A 15,283-nucleotide genomic window follows, 5' to 3' on the forward strand; every position below is an offset into this window, starting at 1 on the left:
TCAAAGGAGCAGCAAGCAATGAGCAAAATTTTCGAAGACAATTCTTATACCATAGGTAACACCCCTCTTGTTCGCCTAAAACGTGTGAGCAAAGGCAATGTTTTAGCCAAAATAGAAGCCAGAAATCCAAGCTTTAGCGTTAAGTGCCGCATCGGTGCAAATATGATTTGGGATGCTGAGAAGAAAGGTTTGCTGACTCAAGATAAAGAGCTGATCGAACCAACATCGGGTAATACAGGTATCGCCCTGGCTTATGTTGCAGCAGCACGCGGTTATAAGCTGACTCTAACCATGCCAAATACCATGAGCCTGGAGCGCCGTAAGCTACTCAAAGCTTTAGGGGCTAATTTAGTGCTTACCGATGGTGCTAAAGGCATGAAGGGCGCTATCGACAAGGCCGAAGAAATTCGCCAATCTGCTCCTGAGAAATATGTATTACTGCAGCAATTTGATAACCCGGCTAACCCAGAGATCCATGAAAAGACAACGGGTCCTGAGATCTGGAACGACACCGACGGTGAAGTCGATGTTATCGTTGCGGGTGTGGGCACCGGTGGTACTATCACTGGGGTGAGCCGTTTTATTAAGAATGCTAAAGGTAAGGCAATCACTTCTGTTGCTGTCGAGCCGGCGGATTCACCGGTTATCGCCCAGACTCTTGCAGGTCAACCAGTACAACCTGGACCACATAAGATCCAAGGTATCGGTGCTGGTTTCATTCCTGGTAACTTAGACCTTGAGATAATCGATCGCGTCGAAGCTGTGACTAACGAAGAGTCAATCGAAATGGCTCAACGTTTGATGAAAGAGGAAGGTATTTTAGTGGGTATCTCTTCCGGTGCAGCGGTAGTGGCTGCAAATCGCATTGCCGAGCTTCCAGAATTTGAAGGCAAGACCATAGTTGTGATTTTACCCTCTGCTGCCGAGCGTTATCTCTCTTCAGTATTATTCCAGGGCGAATTCTCTGACGCTGAAAATGTTCAGTAAGAATCACTGATATTGGAATTAAAAAACCGGATGTGATATCCGGTTTTTTTATGCCTCCCCGTTACGCAAGAATACCTCTGATAATATTTCGAATCGTCGAACTGATTATTTTTTCAAACTCGGGCCCGGACTCACTATTATCGTCTCGAACGATAGATTGGTATTCGAGCAGCTTTATCAAGCCTAATATTTGGTAGGCATCCGCCAACGAGCTGCACGAACCCAGCTGCTCGAAAAAACCTTGAATGGTCGCCAGTAAAGATTCATCTAACTGCTTTATCGCACTGGCAAGTTGTTTGTTTCTGAGCGCTTCCTCATGAAAAGCCACCTCCAGTATACGATCATCTCTGCAGGACACCTGCTCTCGGATATGGGTACAGATAAATTGCGTTAACTTGCTCACTAAAACTTCAGTGCTTTCGCTAGCTTTATATGCTTCTTCGTCGGCTCCTAGGCTCGCACTGCTGAATTGTTTGAGTAACTCGAAGCTGCGGGTTTCTAACTTTTTATTCATCCATAAGGTTTTTTCAGCAAAATAGGTCAATGAATCACTGATAAGATCTTTGATGTCTTTAAAATAATAAGTGGTAGATGCTAAAGGCACATCGGCTTCTTTCGCCACGGCGCGATGGCGAACCCCACGGATCCCCTCTCTGACAATAAGCCTCAGGGTGGCTTCTAAAATAACCAGCCGCCTCGCCTCGCCATCACTTCGGCTTGTTTGACGTCCCACATAGGTTAACTGATGAGTCATCATGAGTCCTTCTGCTCTTTAGCCAGCTCATTACGCTGGCAATATCTTGAAAAATAGTCACTAAGCTTAACATTTTCACTTGTACCAATATAAGTCACTATAAATTTTGTTCCGACATTTGTTTTTAATTCTTTTTGTTTATCTCTCTAACAAAACAAGAAATTGCGTCTAATCTTATAACAACAGAGCATATTTTCAGATGCTTAGGCACATCACTTACCAAACACTTACATTTTAACATAACGTCAACTTAATATGACAGACAGGACCACTCAGTTGCAATAAGGGAGCGAACTATGGAGTCGATTAAAATTGCTGACTACATGAATAGACATCCAGTTACATTTACAGCGCATATGCCAATCGCAGAGGCAGTTGAACTCTTCCTGCATAACAAACAAATTGGTGGGCCCGTTATTGATGAAAATAGAAAAGTCATAGGCTTTCTGTCTGAACAAGACTGCTTAATCAAGATGCTGGAAGCCACTTACCTCAACGAAAATCATTATGCTGTAGGAGATGTGATGCATGGCGATCCTCTTACGGTAAAGAAGGAAGCATCTGTCTTAGACCTAGCGCAAAAGATGACCCATCACAAGCCTAAAATTTACCCTATTGTAGATGAAGAAGATAAATTAATTGGCGTAATTAATCGCTCAGCGGTATTAAAGGCCTTAGACGACCATTTAAGAGCCATGTATGAGCGTGGACACACCCGTTTGGTTTAGCTTGTACTCGCGATGATACCAACCTGGACTAAAATCTCAGCGGATCAATGCAGTCAAGCATGCGAACACAAGTCACTCATTAAAATAAAAATATTAGCTAACTCATTTTTTTGAACTCATTTTTTTGGACTATGCTTTATCACAATTAAGGCATGGCCTATAAATTAAGTCTTTTGGGATAAGAAACAAAGAATAAGGCGCTGAGCTATGGTATCTGCGAGTTTTATTTTCTATGTTTTGGCAATAATCATAGTCACCATGACGATGATTATTGTGTCGCATGCCCTAAACCCCAGAGGTCATAAGAGAAGCAACGCCTACCCCTATGAATCTGGCATAGTCCCCGTCGGTGATACCAATATTCGCTGGAACGTAAACTATTTCTTAATCGCCATCTCCTTCGTAATTTTCGACATCGAAGCCGTATTTCTCTACCTCTGGTCCTTGGTGGTAGTAGAAACAAGTTGGCCCGGCCTACTCACAGCCAGTTTATTTATCTTAGCCCTGTTCATTGCCTTGATTTATGAGATCAAACAAGGCGCCTTCAATTGGGGAATTCGCAAAGAGGGGGAATCTTGATGCGATGGCAATTAACCAAACCTGATATTAACGACACTCAGACAATTCCAACGGCCTCAATGAGCATGCAAGAGGTGGTAGAGAAGAACCTGTTAGTCACCCGCTTAGAAGACCTAGTCGCTTGGGGAAGAAGCAACTCCTTATGGCCGTTTAATTTCGGCTTATCTTGCTGCTACGTCGAGATGGCCACCTCTTTCACCAGTCGTCATGATATCGCCAGATTTGGCTCCGAAGTCATTAGAGCGACGCCAAGAGAAGCCGATCTCATCGTCATCTCCGGTACAGTATTTCTTAAGATGGCCCCGGTGATCAAGCACCTTTATGATCAGATGTTGGAACCCAAGTGGGTAATAAGCATGGGCTCATGTGCCAATTCAGGCGGCATGTATGATGTTTATAGCGTGGTCCAGGGTGCAGATAAATTCCTCCCCATAGACCTTTATGTTCCGGGTTGCCCACCCAGACCAGAAGCCCTGATGTATGGGCTCACTTTACTACAAGAGGCCATCAAGAATGGTGATGCCAGACAGAGAAGACCACTCAACCGCGTCATCACCCCACAAGAGATAGAATCCTTTGCCTGCCGTAACCTCCGGGATGAAAAACATGCCTTAAGAGTCGCTAGCAATAAACTCACGCCGCCAGACAGGGTATAAAGATGACCATAATGACGAAGGATATGTCAGTAATACCCACACGGACTCTCAAACTAGGGCTAACATTAGCCATGGTCCCTGAACTGGAACGTCTTCTGGGAGACAGTGCTATTGAGCAGAATACGGCGGACAATATTCTCACCCTCTGGATAGATAAGCATCAGGTTACTCCAGCCTTAAGCCTGCTCAAATCGATTACCGAACCGTTCAATTTTCTGTTCGACCTCTATGCCGTCGACGAACGTCTTAGGTTAGATAAAGCGTTACTGCCGGCCAAAGATTTCACCTTGGTGTATCAACTCCTCTCCATAGAAAGGAACCAAGATATTCGCCTTAAGGTAGCGCTTGAGGATAATGAACATCAAGCCAGCATCACCTCAATCTGGCCCTCGGCAAACTGGTATGAGCGTGAAGCCTGGGATCTGTTTGGCATCGTATTCGATGCACACCCAAACCTGTGCCGTATTCTGTTACCGCCGACCTATCAGGGCCACCCCCTGCGCAAAGAGTTTCCCTGCCGCGCCACCGAGACTGAGCCATTCACTCTGGATGATGAAAAGCTTGCCAGAGAGCAAGATGCGCTAAGATTCAATCCAAAAGAATGGGGAATGGACGACAGCAGCGAAGATAATGATTATCTGTTTCTCAATCTGGGCCCGAATCATCCCAGCGTACACGGGGTATTTAGAATCGCGCTGCAACTCGATGGCGAGCAGATTAAAAATTCGGTACCTGATATTGGTTATCACCATAGAGGCGCAGAAAAGATAGCGGAGCGTCAGACCTGGCATGGCTTTATCCCCTACACTGACAGAATTGACTATTTAGGCGGGGTGATGAACAACTTCCCCTATATTTTGGCCATAGAACAATTAGCTGATATTCGGGTATCTGAGCGAGTCGAGTGCATCCGGGTCATGTTGGCCGAGTGTTTTCGCATATTGAGTCATATGCTGTTCTTCGGTACGTTTGCCCAAGATGTCGGTCAGCTCTCTCCCATCTTTTATCTGTTTATCGACAGAGAAAAACTGTTCAGCATCATTGAGGCCATCACAGGTGCTCGCATGCACCCAAGTTGGTTTAGGATAGGTGGTGTGGCCCAAGACCTGCCTCAGGGCTGGCATATTATGATGCAGGAATTCGTCGATTACTTCCCAGCTAAGCTCGATGAATACGAAGTCATGGTGATGCAGAACAGCATACTCAAAAATCGCGCCGTTGGCATAGGCAAGTATGACACCCAGCAGGCCCTCGAATGGAACATCTCCGGCGTGGGCATAAGAGCCACGGGTCTCGAGTGGGACCTGCGCAAATCCCGCCCGTATTCAGGTTATGAAAACTATCAGTTCGACATTCCAACGGCTCACAATGGCGATGCCTATGACCGCTGCCAGCTCAGGGTCGATGAGATGAGACAAAGCATAAAGATCATCCAACAATGCATAGATCATATGCCACAGGGGAATTATAAGGCAGATCACCCATTAACCACTCCTCCAAGAAGCGACAGGAGCAAGCAAGATATCGAAACCCTGATCCAACACTTTATGAATGTGAGTTGGGGAGGTGTGATGCCCAAAGGAGAGTCAAGTTTCGCCGTTGAAGCCACCAAAGGCATCAACGCTTACACCCTGATATCGGACGGTACCAGCTCAAGTTATCGAACTCGGATCCGCACCCCATCTTTCCCCCATTTGCAGATGATCCCGACCTTGGCAAAGGAGCTAATGGTAGCCGACTTGATTGTGATCTTAGCCAGTATCGATTTTGTTATGGCCGACGTGGATAGGTAGGGGCTAATATGACACAGAATTATGAGCAGCTATTGAGGATCTCCATCCAGGAAGTCATGTCCGGTGACCTACCCTCGAACGGCGATGCTTCAACCGATGATCAGGCGGGCAATCACACACAAGCTACATTCACGACACCAGAGAAGACCCATACTCAGGATGAGTTTCCAGTCCGTAGCACACTGGCCGAGTCAGCGCTAACACCCAGCGCAGAGATTGCAGAGACTCTAGCCAAGGTTGAAGATAGGCAAGCTGTTGATGATTCATCCCAACTGAGCCCATGTGAAACCAAGCAGCTCGATAAGCTGCTGGTATCGGCCCCATATCCAGCCGCGACCTCCATCGATGCACTCAAGGTGATTCAAAAGCAAAGAGGCTGGGTGAGCGATGCCAGTTTATCTCTGCTGTCTGCTTATATTCAAGTCTCCGTTGCAGAGCTGGATTCTGTCGCCACCTTCTACAACCTGATATTCAGACAAGCCGTTGGTGAGGTAGTGCTTCACCCCTGTGATGGTATCAGTTGCGACTTAATGGACGGGGTCGAAGTTCGCGCAGCCATTAGCCAGAAATTACATATTAAACCCGGCGAAACGACGCCAGATAACCGCTTCACCCTAATTCCTCTTCCTTGCCTGGGGGCATGTGATAAAGCCCCGGTAATGATAGCGTCAGAGCAAGTTTACCCGCATCTAACCCTGAGTAAAATAGCCCAGTTGCTCGATGAACTGGAGGGAAATAAAAAATGACCTCTCCTCTCAATCCCTTGACTCGTTTCATTACCGATAAAGCTAATTGCTGGCAACTGTCTGAGTACCTGAGTCATGGCGGATACGATGGATTAACCCGGGCTATGGAGATGAGTTCAGATGAGCTGCTAGATAGCATTAAACAATCAAACCTCAGGGGACGCGGTGGAGCTGGCTTCCCAACCGGACTCAAATGGAGCTTTGTCCCTCGCGGGGCAGATGCTCCTAGGGAAAAATACTTGATAGTCAACGCAGATGAGATGGAGCCTGGTGCATTTAAAGACCGCTGGCTGCTTGAGCAGACCCCACATCAGATCATCGAAGGTCTACTCATTGGCGGCTTAACCTTAGGGGCGACTCAAGGCTACATCTTCCTTCGAGGTGACTACTATCTCGCCGAGGAGAGACTGCTGCAAGCGATAGATGAATGCAAGCAACACCACTTACTCGGCCGGGACATCTTAGGCCGAGGTATTCAAGGACAAGCCTTTAACTTCGATATTCATATCCATTCCAGTGCCGGACGTTATATTTGCGGCGAGGAAACTGCACTGATCAACGCCATGGAGGGCAAGCGCGCGACGCCAAGGGCTAAGCCTCCCTTCCCTCAAGTTGCCGGTCTTTGGGGGAAACCTACCATAGTCAACAATGTTGAGACATTTTGTAATCTGCCCCACATCATCAATTTCGGCAGTGACTGGTTTAAGGCACTCGGCAAGGGACAAGACGCAGGCACTAAAATCTTCGGCGTCAGCGGCAGAGTCAAACGTCCAGGACTGTGGGAGCTCCCCATGGGCACATCCATCAGAGAGATCATCGAGCACCATGCTGGCGGCATGTGCGACGGTTATCGGCTCAAGGGCTTACTTCCTGGCGGCGGCTCCACAGATTTCCTCCTCGAAGAACACTTAGATGCTCTCATGGATTACGACGAAATTGGCAAGTTAGGCAGCCGCATGGGCACCGGTACCATCATCATCTTGGACGATCAATATTGCCCCATCTCTATGGTGCTCAACCTAGTGCGCTTCTTCGCTCAGGAGTCTTGCGGCTGGTGCACACCTTGCAGAGACGGCCTGCCCTGGGCCGTTTCCTTACTCGAAAAAATTGAGCGAGGAGAAGGTGAGCTCAAAGACATTGTTCAGCTGGAGGAGCTGTGCGACTTTGCAGCGCCCGGCAACACCTTTTGCGCACTCGCCCCTGGCGCGGTCGAGCCGCTGCAGAGCGCCCTTAAATATTTCAGGCAAGACTTTGAGACACATATCAATCATCAATGCTGCCCCTATCATGACGAACTAGCCGCAAAGAAGACAGCCACAGCTGAGACACTCAGCACGATAAATGCTAACCGAGTCGAGGGGACGTGATGAATAATCTCAACACTGAAACAGACATGGTCAGCATCACCATAGATAACAAGGCCTATCGAGTATCACCAAATGAAAACCTGCTGCAAACCTGTCTGACACTTGGGTTAGATCTGCCTTATTTCTGTTGGCATTCGGAGCTGGGCTCAGTGGGCGCCTGTAGACAATGCGCGGTAAAACAGTATCAAAATGATGAGGACAAGGTCGGCCGCTTAGTCATGGCGTGCATGACCCCAGTATGTGATGGCATGGTCATCTCGATGCAAGATACTCAATCAATACAATTTAGACAGACCAATATCGAAGCCATCATGACCCAGCACCCCCACGACTGTCCGGTGTGTGAAGAGGGGGGGAACTGTCACTTGCAGGATATGACCGCCATCAGTGGCCATATCAACCGACGTTACACAGGTAAGAAACGCACGCATCTGAATCAATATTTAGGTCCCATGCTCAATCATGAGATGAACCGCTGCATAGGATGCTATCGCTGCGTCCGCTTCTATCGGGACTACTGTGGTGGGGATGACTTCAATGTGTTTGGCTCGAAAAGCCATCTCTACTTTGGCCGAGCCACATCCGGGGCCCTTGAAAATAACTTCTCAGGCAACTTGGCCGAGGTCTGCCCGACCGGAGTGTTTACCGATAAACCCTTCTCCGAGCACTACATTCGAAAATGGGACCTACGAACCGCCCCGACTATCTGCCCCCACTGCAGCCTGGGCTGCAACATCACAGTGAGTGAAAGAGATCAGAAGGTTCGCAGGATAACTAACCGCAGGCATGATGAGATCAACGGCCATTTCCTATGCAATATTGGCTTATTTGGTTATGAACATGCTAATCACAATGAACGACTCGATGCTCCCTTGCTGCGCAATAACGCCGATAAGAGTTCTGTAATCCTTTCCAGCATTGAAGCCAAGAAGCAGCTAGCCAAGCTCCTCTCACCAGCGGACAGCGATGACCAAGGAAGCTATCTCAGCCAAGCAACAGGCAAGTGCATTGCCATAGGCTCTGCCAGAACACAGATAGAAAATAATGCTGCGCTGATGAAACTGGTGGGTCAAGACAACTTTTATCTGGGCGTACCGGACCAACAAGTCCAGATGCTGCACATGCTGTGCAGTGCTTATCAGAGCAATAGAGTCAGCCCATTCTCCATCAAACAGGCCCAAGCTTGCGACGCCGCCCTGATAATCAATGAAGACATTAGTCACACGGCGCCCAGACTCGCACTCGCCATCAGGCAGATGAGCCGTAACCTGGGGGTAGACAATGCCGCGAAACTGGGCCTAGCCGATTGGCAAGATGGCCCGGTTAGGAATATAGCGCAAACGAGCCGCTCACCTTTAGCGATTATCGCCAGCGATACCAGTCAATTGTCCAATTTGGCAACTGAGGAAGTTATCATTTCCCCCGATGAGCAAGTGATCTTGCTTGAAGAGATACAGGATCAACTAGCGCACAGACTTGAAGAAACTAAGAAACTTAACGAAGCAGAGAGACTTAACGAAAATCCCGAGCGTTTTACAGACATACCCCATCGCCCCACCAGCTCCGCAGCAGACATAGATAGCGATATTAATAGCAATATCGAACCATATGCAAATACAGAGTCCTATTCTGCTTCTACCCAGCGCATCGTCGACACTCTGTTAACTGCCGACACTCCCATGGTGATTACCGGCCTTCAGAGTCAAGATCCGACTCTGTTGAGCACTAGCCTTAATATTGCAAGTTTGCTCAAACAGCTTAAGCCGAATGCGGGTTTTTATGGGGTGACCAAGCAGGTAAACGATCTTCATTTTGGCCTGCTTATCAAGGATGAGGAAGGAGAGGAAAATTATCAGGGTATCGACTCCTTCATCACCAGAGTCATGGGCCAAGAGGGAGAAGACTCAACCCATAAAGCCCCTGATACCTTGATTGTTTTAGAGACAGATCTGTATCGCTATATGGAAGTTGAGCGACTAGAAGCCGCATTGGATGCGATAGATAATATTATCGTCATAGATCAAATGTTAACCCCAACCGCTCAGATGGCAGATCTTATATTACCAAGCGGCTCTTTTGCCGAATCCCAAGGCTGTTACCTCAGCTCTGAAGGAAGATTACAGCATGGGTTTGCCACCATATCCGGGCTTAATCAACGCATGATGCCCTGGACCTGGCTCTCTGAGCTAACGGATTTATCTAGCCCAGCAGAGATCCATCATTGGCTATCCCAGCATTTCCCCATACTGGCCCCCATCGAAACATTTTCTGAGCTCGCTCAAATCAATCTAGGCTCCCAGTTCCGGATCGCCAGCCAACCCAAACGAGCCAGTGCCAGAACGGCGATACATGCCGTTCATGATGTCAAAGAGCAGATGCCAATATCGGCTTCTGGCACGCCTTTTGTTCAATCTATGGAAGGAGTCGAGGGATTTCGTCAGAGTCAGGTACAGATGATCACAGTCTTGCCCGCTAATGCTTGGTCACCCAAGTGGAACTCAGATCAGGGAGCCAATCGTTTCGGCAATGAAAGTCACTCCCCCTGGACCTTGGGGATCACACTTTTCTCTCAAGCATACCTAGGCGACCATCAAGCTAAGCCAGGAAACGGGCAGCAAACTAATGCGAGTCGAAAAGAAACTAATAGCTTAGAGTTAACAAGCGCCAGCATCCGCTTAATGCCTTCGGCTAACCTATATGCCGATTTTGAGCTGGCGAGCTATTCATCATCGATACACTCCATGAGCCCGGATCCCAGCCTTAATATTCACCCAAGCCTAGCCGCCTCGTTGAACCTCATCGAAGGAGAGGAAGCCCAGATCCAAGGTGAGCATAAAGCCGCCAGCCTTATATGCACACTCAATCAGCAGATGTCCCCAGATGTCGCACAAGTACCCAATTCATTATTCACCTTACTGGGTAAGCGAGCCAAGATAACAGCACTCAAAGGTAAGAGTAAGGAGGACAGTGATGGTCCTACATGAGGTGTCACAGCTGTCCACTAGATTATTCACCTTACTGGATAAGCGAGCCCTGATAATGCCACTCAAGGGTAAGGAGGACAGTGATGGTCCTATATGAAGTGTCACCGCTGCCCAATACATTATTCATCCTTTTCACCTTGCAGGTTAAGCGAGCCAAGATAACGCCACTCAAGGGCAAGGAGGAGCATGATGGCCCTATATGAGGTGTTACTGGTTCCCACCAGCGTTTTGCTACTATTGTTGCTGTGCGCTGCCTGGTCTACTTGGCTAGAGAGACGATTGCTCGCGGTCTGGCAAGATAGATTGGGGCCCAATCGGGTCGGCCCTATGGGACTCTTGCAAGTGGTTGCCGACATGATAAAAATTTTTACCAAGGAAGATTGGGTCCCTCCCTTCGCCGATAAGGCCTTGTTCATTATCGCGCCGATGATCCTGATGATAATGACCTTACTCGGGTTCGCCATCATACCTTTCTCCCCGAATATCCAGATAGCCAATTTCGATAATGCCTTGCTGTTCATCCTGGCGCTGAGCTCACTGTCGGTTTACAGCATCATGCTAGCTGGTTTCTCCTCCAACAGTAAATATGCCCTGCTGGGCGCGATGCGAACCGCGGCTCAGATGCTGTCTTATGAGGTGTTTATGGGGCTGGCTCTGATGGGCGTTGTCATCATCACAGGCAGCTTTAGCCTCAACGATATAGTGGCGGCTCAGGAAAATTACTGGTTTATTCTGAGTCAGCCCCTTGGTTTTGTGCTGTTTCTTATCGCGGGCGTGGCGGAGAGTCATCGTGCTCCCTTCGATCTTCCCGAGGCCGAAACTGAGATAGTGGCAGGATTTCATACCGAGTATTCCAGCATGAAATTTGGCATGTTCTTCATTGGTGAGTACCTGGGCGTCATCTTTGTCTCCGCGCTCATAACCACTCTCTATTTTGGTGGCTGGCAAGGGCCAGTGCTGCCCCCTATTATCTGGTTCCTGTTAAAAACAGGATTCTTCGTGGTGTTCTTCATTTTGCTGAGAGCCGCCATACCCAGGCCCAGATACGATCAACTGATGCGACTCGGCTGGGCGGTATTATTGCCTCTCACTTTACTCAACCTGCTGTTAACCGCTCTATGGCAGTTAACACTTGGTTTCTAACAGGAGAGTGGATCATGCTTAGCCAAATAAGAACCTTGATCACCATCTTGAAGCATACCTTCACCCCCGCCGATACGGTGCAGTATCCGGAGCAGAAACCTTACCTATCTCCCAGGTATCGAGGCCGAATTGTGCTGACTCGAGATCCCGATGGTGAGGAACGTTGCGTCGCTTGCAATCTCTGCTCAGTCGCCTGTCCCGTCGATTGTATCTCCGTAGAAAAAACCGAGAAACCCGATGGCCGCTGGGAGGCTAAGACCTTCACCATCAACTTTTCCCGCTGCATCATGTGCGGCTTCTGCGAAGAGGCCTGTCCGACCCACGCGATTCAACTCACGCCTGATTTTGAAATGGCGGAATATGACAGGCAAAACCTGGTCTACGAGAAGCATCACCTGCTGATTTCTGGCCCGGGTAAGTATCACGAGTATAATTTCTATAAAGTCAGTGGTAAGGCGATAACGGGCAAGGCTAAAGGTGAAGCCATCGACGAGCAAGCTCCCATCAATGTCAGGAGTCTGTTGCCATGATTGACATTATATTTTTCATCACAGCCGCCGTCGCCATCATATCGGCACTTCTCACCGTCAGCGCCCATAATGTGGTACATGCTCTGCTGTATCTGGTCACCATGATGTTGGCTATCGCGCTGATTTTCTTCCTGCTAGGTTCACCTTTTGCCGCTGCACTACAGATCATTGTCTACGCAGGCGCCGTCATGGTGCTATTCGTATTTGTCACCATGATGCTCCACCAAGGTGAGCGCAGCTTAGCCGCCGAGCGGCTACTGTTTAATCCTAAGGTGGCTAAAGGTCCCCTGATATTATCAGCGCTATTGGTCATAGAGCTCATCTTGATATCCCTAGGCTCGGTTGGCCTACATCAAGAGATACTCACTAGCCTATTACCTGTGAATCAAACGGTGAAACAGCTGGCCATACAGCTCTTCGGCTCCTATCGGGTTCTGGTCGTGTTAGCTGCCATCATGCTGCTGGCCGCGCTTGTCAGTGCCATCCATATCACCAAGCAAGACAGCACACCGCATCCAGCGTCATCAAGTTCAGTCAAAGACCTGGATACTGAATCTAAGCAGGCACTAAGCTTAGGTTCTAGCGAATTCACCCCAGACGTCAGTGTTAACTACATAACCAAACAAGGTGGCACAGCGTCACCCAATTCAGCCAACGACCCTGAGCCGGATACTGAAGCTAAGCCAGCACACAACTCAGATTCTAGCGAATTAACCCTCGCCGAAATTGAACCGAGTCAGGCACAGACGAACAAGCAAACCCGAGGTGAACACAGATGATAGAGATCACTTGGGTACTGGTGTTAAGTGGTGTGCTGTTCGCTATCGGCCTGTTCGGCTTACTTAGCCGCCGAAATTTACTCTTTATGCTGATCTCACTGGAAATCATGCTCAATGGCGTAGCCCTGATATTTGTCGCCGCCTCGAATCTGCATGGCAATGTCGATGGGCAACTCATGTACCTATTCATCCTCACACTGGCCGCCTGTGAAGTTGCTGTTGGCCTGGCTTTGGTTATTCATATTTACCGGCAACAGCAAGATCTTGATGTCGATAAACTCACTAAGCTGAAGGGATAATATGAACAGTCTATTTATAAATGATCTATTGATGAATAACCTGTTGATGGCCATCCCATTGCTTCCCCTTTGCAGCGCGGCAATATTAATTCTAGTTCAGCCCAATGATCGGTGGACAAGAATACTGGGGGTGAGCTCTGTGATCCTGGCAGCCCTGTTAGCCCTTATACTCAATGTGCAAGTCTGGGATGAAGAGGTGTTTATCATTCAGACTTCCTTGGGTGAGTGGCTCAATATAGGCGCTCCAGCATTAGTGTCTTCGGAGTTAGCCACTCAAAATCCAGGATCACTAAACCTGAACTTTGGCCTGTATCTGGACCCCTTATCCCTGGTGATGATCACCATCATCTGCTGTATCGGCGCCCTGATCCATATCTATTCGGCAAGTTATATGATCCAAGATACCGACCAATGCCGCTTCTTCGCTTACTTAAACCTGTTTGTGTCTTCCATGCTGATTCTGGTGCTTGCCGACAATCTGGTGGTCCTCTATCTGGGATGGGAAGGCGTGGGCCTGTGCAGCTATCTCTTGATCGGTTTTTGGTATCAAAAGACTGACAATAACAAGGCCGCCAACAAGGCTTTTATCATCACCCGCATCGGTGACACCGCCATGTTAATCGGAATTATACTGCTTTTTTATCAGTTCGATACCGTCAATATTCAGCAGATACAGCAGCAATCTCAAACACTTCTACAGGCTAATACCGTGGGAGGAAACCAATTAATTGCACTTTCATGCTTGCTCTTATTTGCAGGCGCCGCGGGAAAGTCGGCGCAGATGCCATTACACTCCTGGTTACCCGATGCCATGGCCGGCCCAACACCAGTTAGTGCGCTCATTCACGCGGCGACTATGGTGACCGCTGGCGTATACTTGATCGCAAGAAATGATGCCCTGTACCAACTCGCCCCTCAAGTATTGCTTTTTATCGCCGTTATTGGGGTATTGACCCTACTCCTTGGCGCGACTTCGGCACTGTTTCAAACGGATCTTAAACGCATATTGGCCTACTCGACCATCAGTCAGCTTGGTTATATGTTTTTAGCCTTAGGCGTCGGCGCCGCATCCACGGCAATCTTTCATCTGATGACCCATGCATTTTTCAAGGCCCTGCTGTTTCTCAGTGCCGGGGCATTGATCTATTGCATGAATCATGAGCAAGACATAATGAAGATGGGCGGCCTGAGTAAGAAGCTGCCTTTACTGGCTCTAAGCTTTGCCATAGGCTGCGCCGCCCTGGCCTCTTTGCCCATGACATCAGGATTTTTCAGCAAGGAATTAATTTTACAGCAGGTGGCAATGGCTGAGCAGCCCCTCCTATGGTGGGGAGCCTTATTAGGCGCATTATTTACCGCGCTATACAGTGCCAAGTTATTCTTTATTATCTTTATGGGAAAACTTGGCCATGCGCCTAGCCATAAAACCCCTACTATTATGGCTGCAGTTCTCGTTATCTTGATGACTCTGGCCTTACTCGGCGGCATTCAGCCACAAGGGGTCTTACACTTGTTTGGCGAGTTAACCCTTAGCTCATCTTCAAACCTGACGCCTCTCGAACATGGGTTACCTATTCTAGTGCCGTTAATCGGTGTGATCTTAGCCTGGTTTCTGTTTAGTCAAACAAACAGAGATAAACCCGTCAATAAAGTAAGTTTAAGCCGTTTTATACGTTCAGGCTGGGGCTTCGATGCCTTGTTCACTCACGTTTTTATCACACCTTTTAAAAAACTCACTTTCCTCAATCGCCATGACATTATTGATGCGAGTTTTCGAGCACTCGAGACAGTCAGCTATCGCCTCCACCTGATGTTCAATCGGCTACAAACGGGACAACTAAGACGTTACAGCGCCAGTCTGATCTTATTCAGCATATTAGCTATCGCATGGGGAGTCATAAGATGAATTCACTTAGACAGCCGCATACCTTGCTGCTT

At 48.3% G+C, this 15,283-nt stretch carries 14 protein-coding genes; 13 read left to right on the forward strand and 1 reads right to left on the reverse strand.

Going from position 1 to position 15,283, the window contains the following annotated elements:
- Positions 1–18: 18 nt before the first annotated feature.
- Complete coding sequence (cysK, locus tag FS373_RS26265) at positions 19–987, forward strand: cysteine synthase A (RefSeq protein ID WP_144046011.1); 969 nt, start codon at positions 19–21, stop codon at positions 985–987.
- 61 nt (positions 988–1,048) lie between these two features.
- Here the strand turns inward: cysK and FS373_RS26270 are convergent, their stop codons facing one another.
- Positions 1,049–1,741: a TetR/AcrR family transcriptional regulator gene (locus FS373_RS26270; protein WP_144048919.1), complete on the reverse strand. Its 693-nt coding sequence runs from the start codon at positions 1,739–1,741 to the stop codon at positions 1,049–1,051.
- Positions 1,742–2,037: 296 nt separating this feature from the next.
- Between FS373_RS26270 and FS373_RS26275 the strand changes: the two genes are divergently transcribed.
- The 12 genes from FS373_RS26275 to nuoL all read left to right on the forward strand — a co-directional run bounded on the left by FS373_RS26275 (position 2,038) and on the right by nuoL (position 15,251).
- On the forward strand, positions 2,038–2,469 hold the full coding sequence (locus tag FS373_RS26275; protein WP_144046010.1) for a CBS domain-containing protein: 432 nt from the start codon (positions 2,038–2,040) through the stop codon (positions 2,467–2,469).
- A gap of 207 nt (positions 2,470–2,676) precedes the next feature.
- Positions 2,677–3,048 carry an NADH-quinone oxidoreductase subunit A gene (locus FS373_RS26280; RefSeq protein ID WP_152830941.1) on the forward strand — a complete coding sequence of 124 codons (372 nt, stop codon included), beginning with the start codon at positions 2,677–2,679 and terminating at the stop codon, positions 3,046–3,048.
- Positions 3,049–3,107: 59 nt separating this feature from the next.
- Positions 3,108–3,704 (forward strand): NuoB/complex I 20 kDa subunit family protein, encoded by a 597-nt coding sequence (locus FS373_RS26285; protein ID WP_194165942.1) that lies wholly within the window; start codon positions 3,108–3,110, stop codon positions 3,702–3,704.
- A 23-nt stretch (positions 3,705–3,727) separates the two neighbouring features.
- The gene (nuoC, locus tag FS373_RS26290; protein ID WP_265575355.1) at positions 3,728–5,497 is read left to right on the forward strand and encodes an NADH-quinone oxidoreductase subunit C/D; all 1,770 of its coding nucleotides are present in this window, start codon (positions 3,728–3,730) and stop codon (positions 5,495–5,497) included.
- An 8-nt stretch (positions 5,498–5,505) separates the two neighbouring features.
- Positions 5,506–6,243, forward strand: coding sequence for an NADH-quinone oxidoreductase subunit NuoE (gene nuoE / locus FS373_RS26295; RefSeq protein ID WP_227993280.1), 738 nt, complete (start codon positions 5,506–5,508; stop codon positions 6,241–6,243).
- Entirely contained in the window at positions 6,240–7,610 is a 1,371-nt protein-coding gene (nuoF, locus tag FS373_RS26300) for an NADH-quinone oxidoreductase subunit NuoF (protein ID WP_152830944.1), read from the forward strand. Before nuoE ends, nuoF begins: the two co-directional genes overlap by 4 nt.
- On the forward strand, positions 7,610–10,594 hold the full coding sequence (gene nuoG / locus FS373_RS26305) for an NADH-quinone oxidoreductase subunit NuoG (protein WP_227993282.1): 2,985 nt from the start codon (positions 7,610–7,612) through the stop codon (positions 10,592–10,594). The genes nuoF and nuoG overlap by 1 nt, the downstream gene beginning before the upstream one ends.
- A gap of 186 nt (positions 10,595–10,780) precedes the next feature.
- On the forward strand, positions 10,781–11,737 hold the full coding sequence (gene nuoH / locus FS373_RS26310) for an NADH-quinone oxidoreductase subunit NuoH (protein ID WP_144046005.1): 957 nt from the start codon (positions 10,781–10,783) through the stop codon (positions 11,735–11,737).
- A gap of 14 nt (positions 11,738–11,751) precedes the next feature.
- The gene (gene nuoI / locus FS373_RS26315) at positions 11,752–12,267 is read left to right on the forward strand and encodes an NADH-quinone oxidoreductase subunit NuoI (protein ID WP_112353248.1); all 516 of its coding nucleotides are present in this window, start codon (positions 11,752–11,754) and stop codon (positions 12,265–12,267) included.
- On the forward strand, positions 12,264–13,046 hold the full coding sequence (locus FS373_RS26320; RefSeq protein WP_227993290.1) for an NADH-quinone oxidoreductase subunit J: 783 nt from the start codon (positions 12,264–12,266) through the stop codon (positions 13,044–13,046). The genes nuoI and FS373_RS26320 overlap by 4 nt, the downstream gene beginning before the upstream one ends.
- Positions 13,043–13,345: an NADH-quinone oxidoreductase subunit NuoK gene (gene nuoK / locus FS373_RS26330; protein ID WP_144046004.1), complete on the forward strand. Its 303-nt coding sequence runs from the start codon at positions 13,043–13,045 to the stop codon at positions 13,343–13,345. The genes FS373_RS26320 and nuoK overlap by 4 nt, the downstream gene beginning before the upstream one ends.
- A 1-nt stretch (position 13,346) precedes the next feature.
- Positions 13,347–15,251 carry an NADH-quinone oxidoreductase subunit L gene (nuoL, locus tag FS373_RS26335; RefSeq protein ID WP_227993292.1) on the forward strand — a complete coding sequence of 635 codons (1,905 nt, stop codon included), beginning with the start codon at positions 13,347–13,349 and terminating at the stop codon, positions 15,249–15,251.
- Positions 15,252–15,283: the final 32 nt, after the last annotated feature.

The sequence above is a fragment of the Shewanella sp. YLB-07 genome (genome assembly GCF_009377275.1).

Bases quoted from the DNA above. Each gene is read 5' to 3' on its own strand.
- FS373_RS26320 (WP_227993290.1), top strand. From the start codon at position 12,264: ATGATTGACATTATATTTTTCATCACAGCCGCCGTCGCCATCATATCG.
- nuoK (WP_144046004.1), top strand. From the start codon at position 13,043: ATGATAGAGATCACTTGGGTACTGGTGTTAAGTGGTGTGCTGTTCGCT.
- cysK (WP_144046011.1), top strand. From the start codon at position 19: ATGAGCAAAATTTTCGAAGACAATTCTTATACCATAGGTAACACCCCT.
- nuoH (WP_144046005.1), top strand. From the start codon at position 10,781: ATGATGGCCCTATATGAGGTGTTACTGGTTCCCACCAGCGTTTTGCTA.
- FS373_RS26270 (WP_144048919.1), bottom strand. From the start codon at position 1,741: ATGACTCATCAGTTAACCTATGTGGGACGTCAAACAAGCCGAAGTGAT.
- nuoE (WP_227993280.1), top strand. From the start codon at position 5,506: ATGACACAGAATTATGAGCAGCTATTGAGGATCTCCATCCAGGAAGTC.
- nuoF (WP_152830944.1), top strand. From the start codon at position 6,240: ATGACCTCTCCTCTCAATCCCTTGACTCGTTTCATTACCGATAAAGCT.
- FS373_RS26275 (WP_144046010.1), top strand. From the start codon at position 2,038: ATGGAGTCGATTAAAATTGCTGACTACATGAATAGACATCCAGTTACA.
- nuoI (WP_112353248.1), top strand. From the start codon at position 11,752: ATGCTTAGCCAAATAAGAACCTTGATCACCATCTTGAAGCATACCTTC.
- nuoL (WP_227993292.1), top strand. From the start codon at position 13,347: ATGAACAGTCTATTTATAAATGATCTATTGATGAATAACCTGTTGATG.
- FS373_RS26285 (WP_194165942.1), top strand. From the start codon at position 3,108: ATGAGCATGCAAGAGGTGGTAGAGAAGAACCTGTTAGTCACCCGCTTA.
- nuoC (WP_265575355.1), top strand. From the start codon at position 3,728: ATGTCAGTAATACCCACACGGACTCTCAAACTAGGGCTAACATTAGCC.
- FS373_RS26280 (WP_152830941.1), top strand. From the start codon at position 2,677: ATGGTATCTGCGAGTTTTATTTTCTATGTTTTGGCAATAATCATAGTC.
- nuoG (WP_227993282.1), top strand. From the start codon at position 7,610: ATGAATAATCTCAACACTGAAACAGACATGGTCAGCATCACCATAGAT.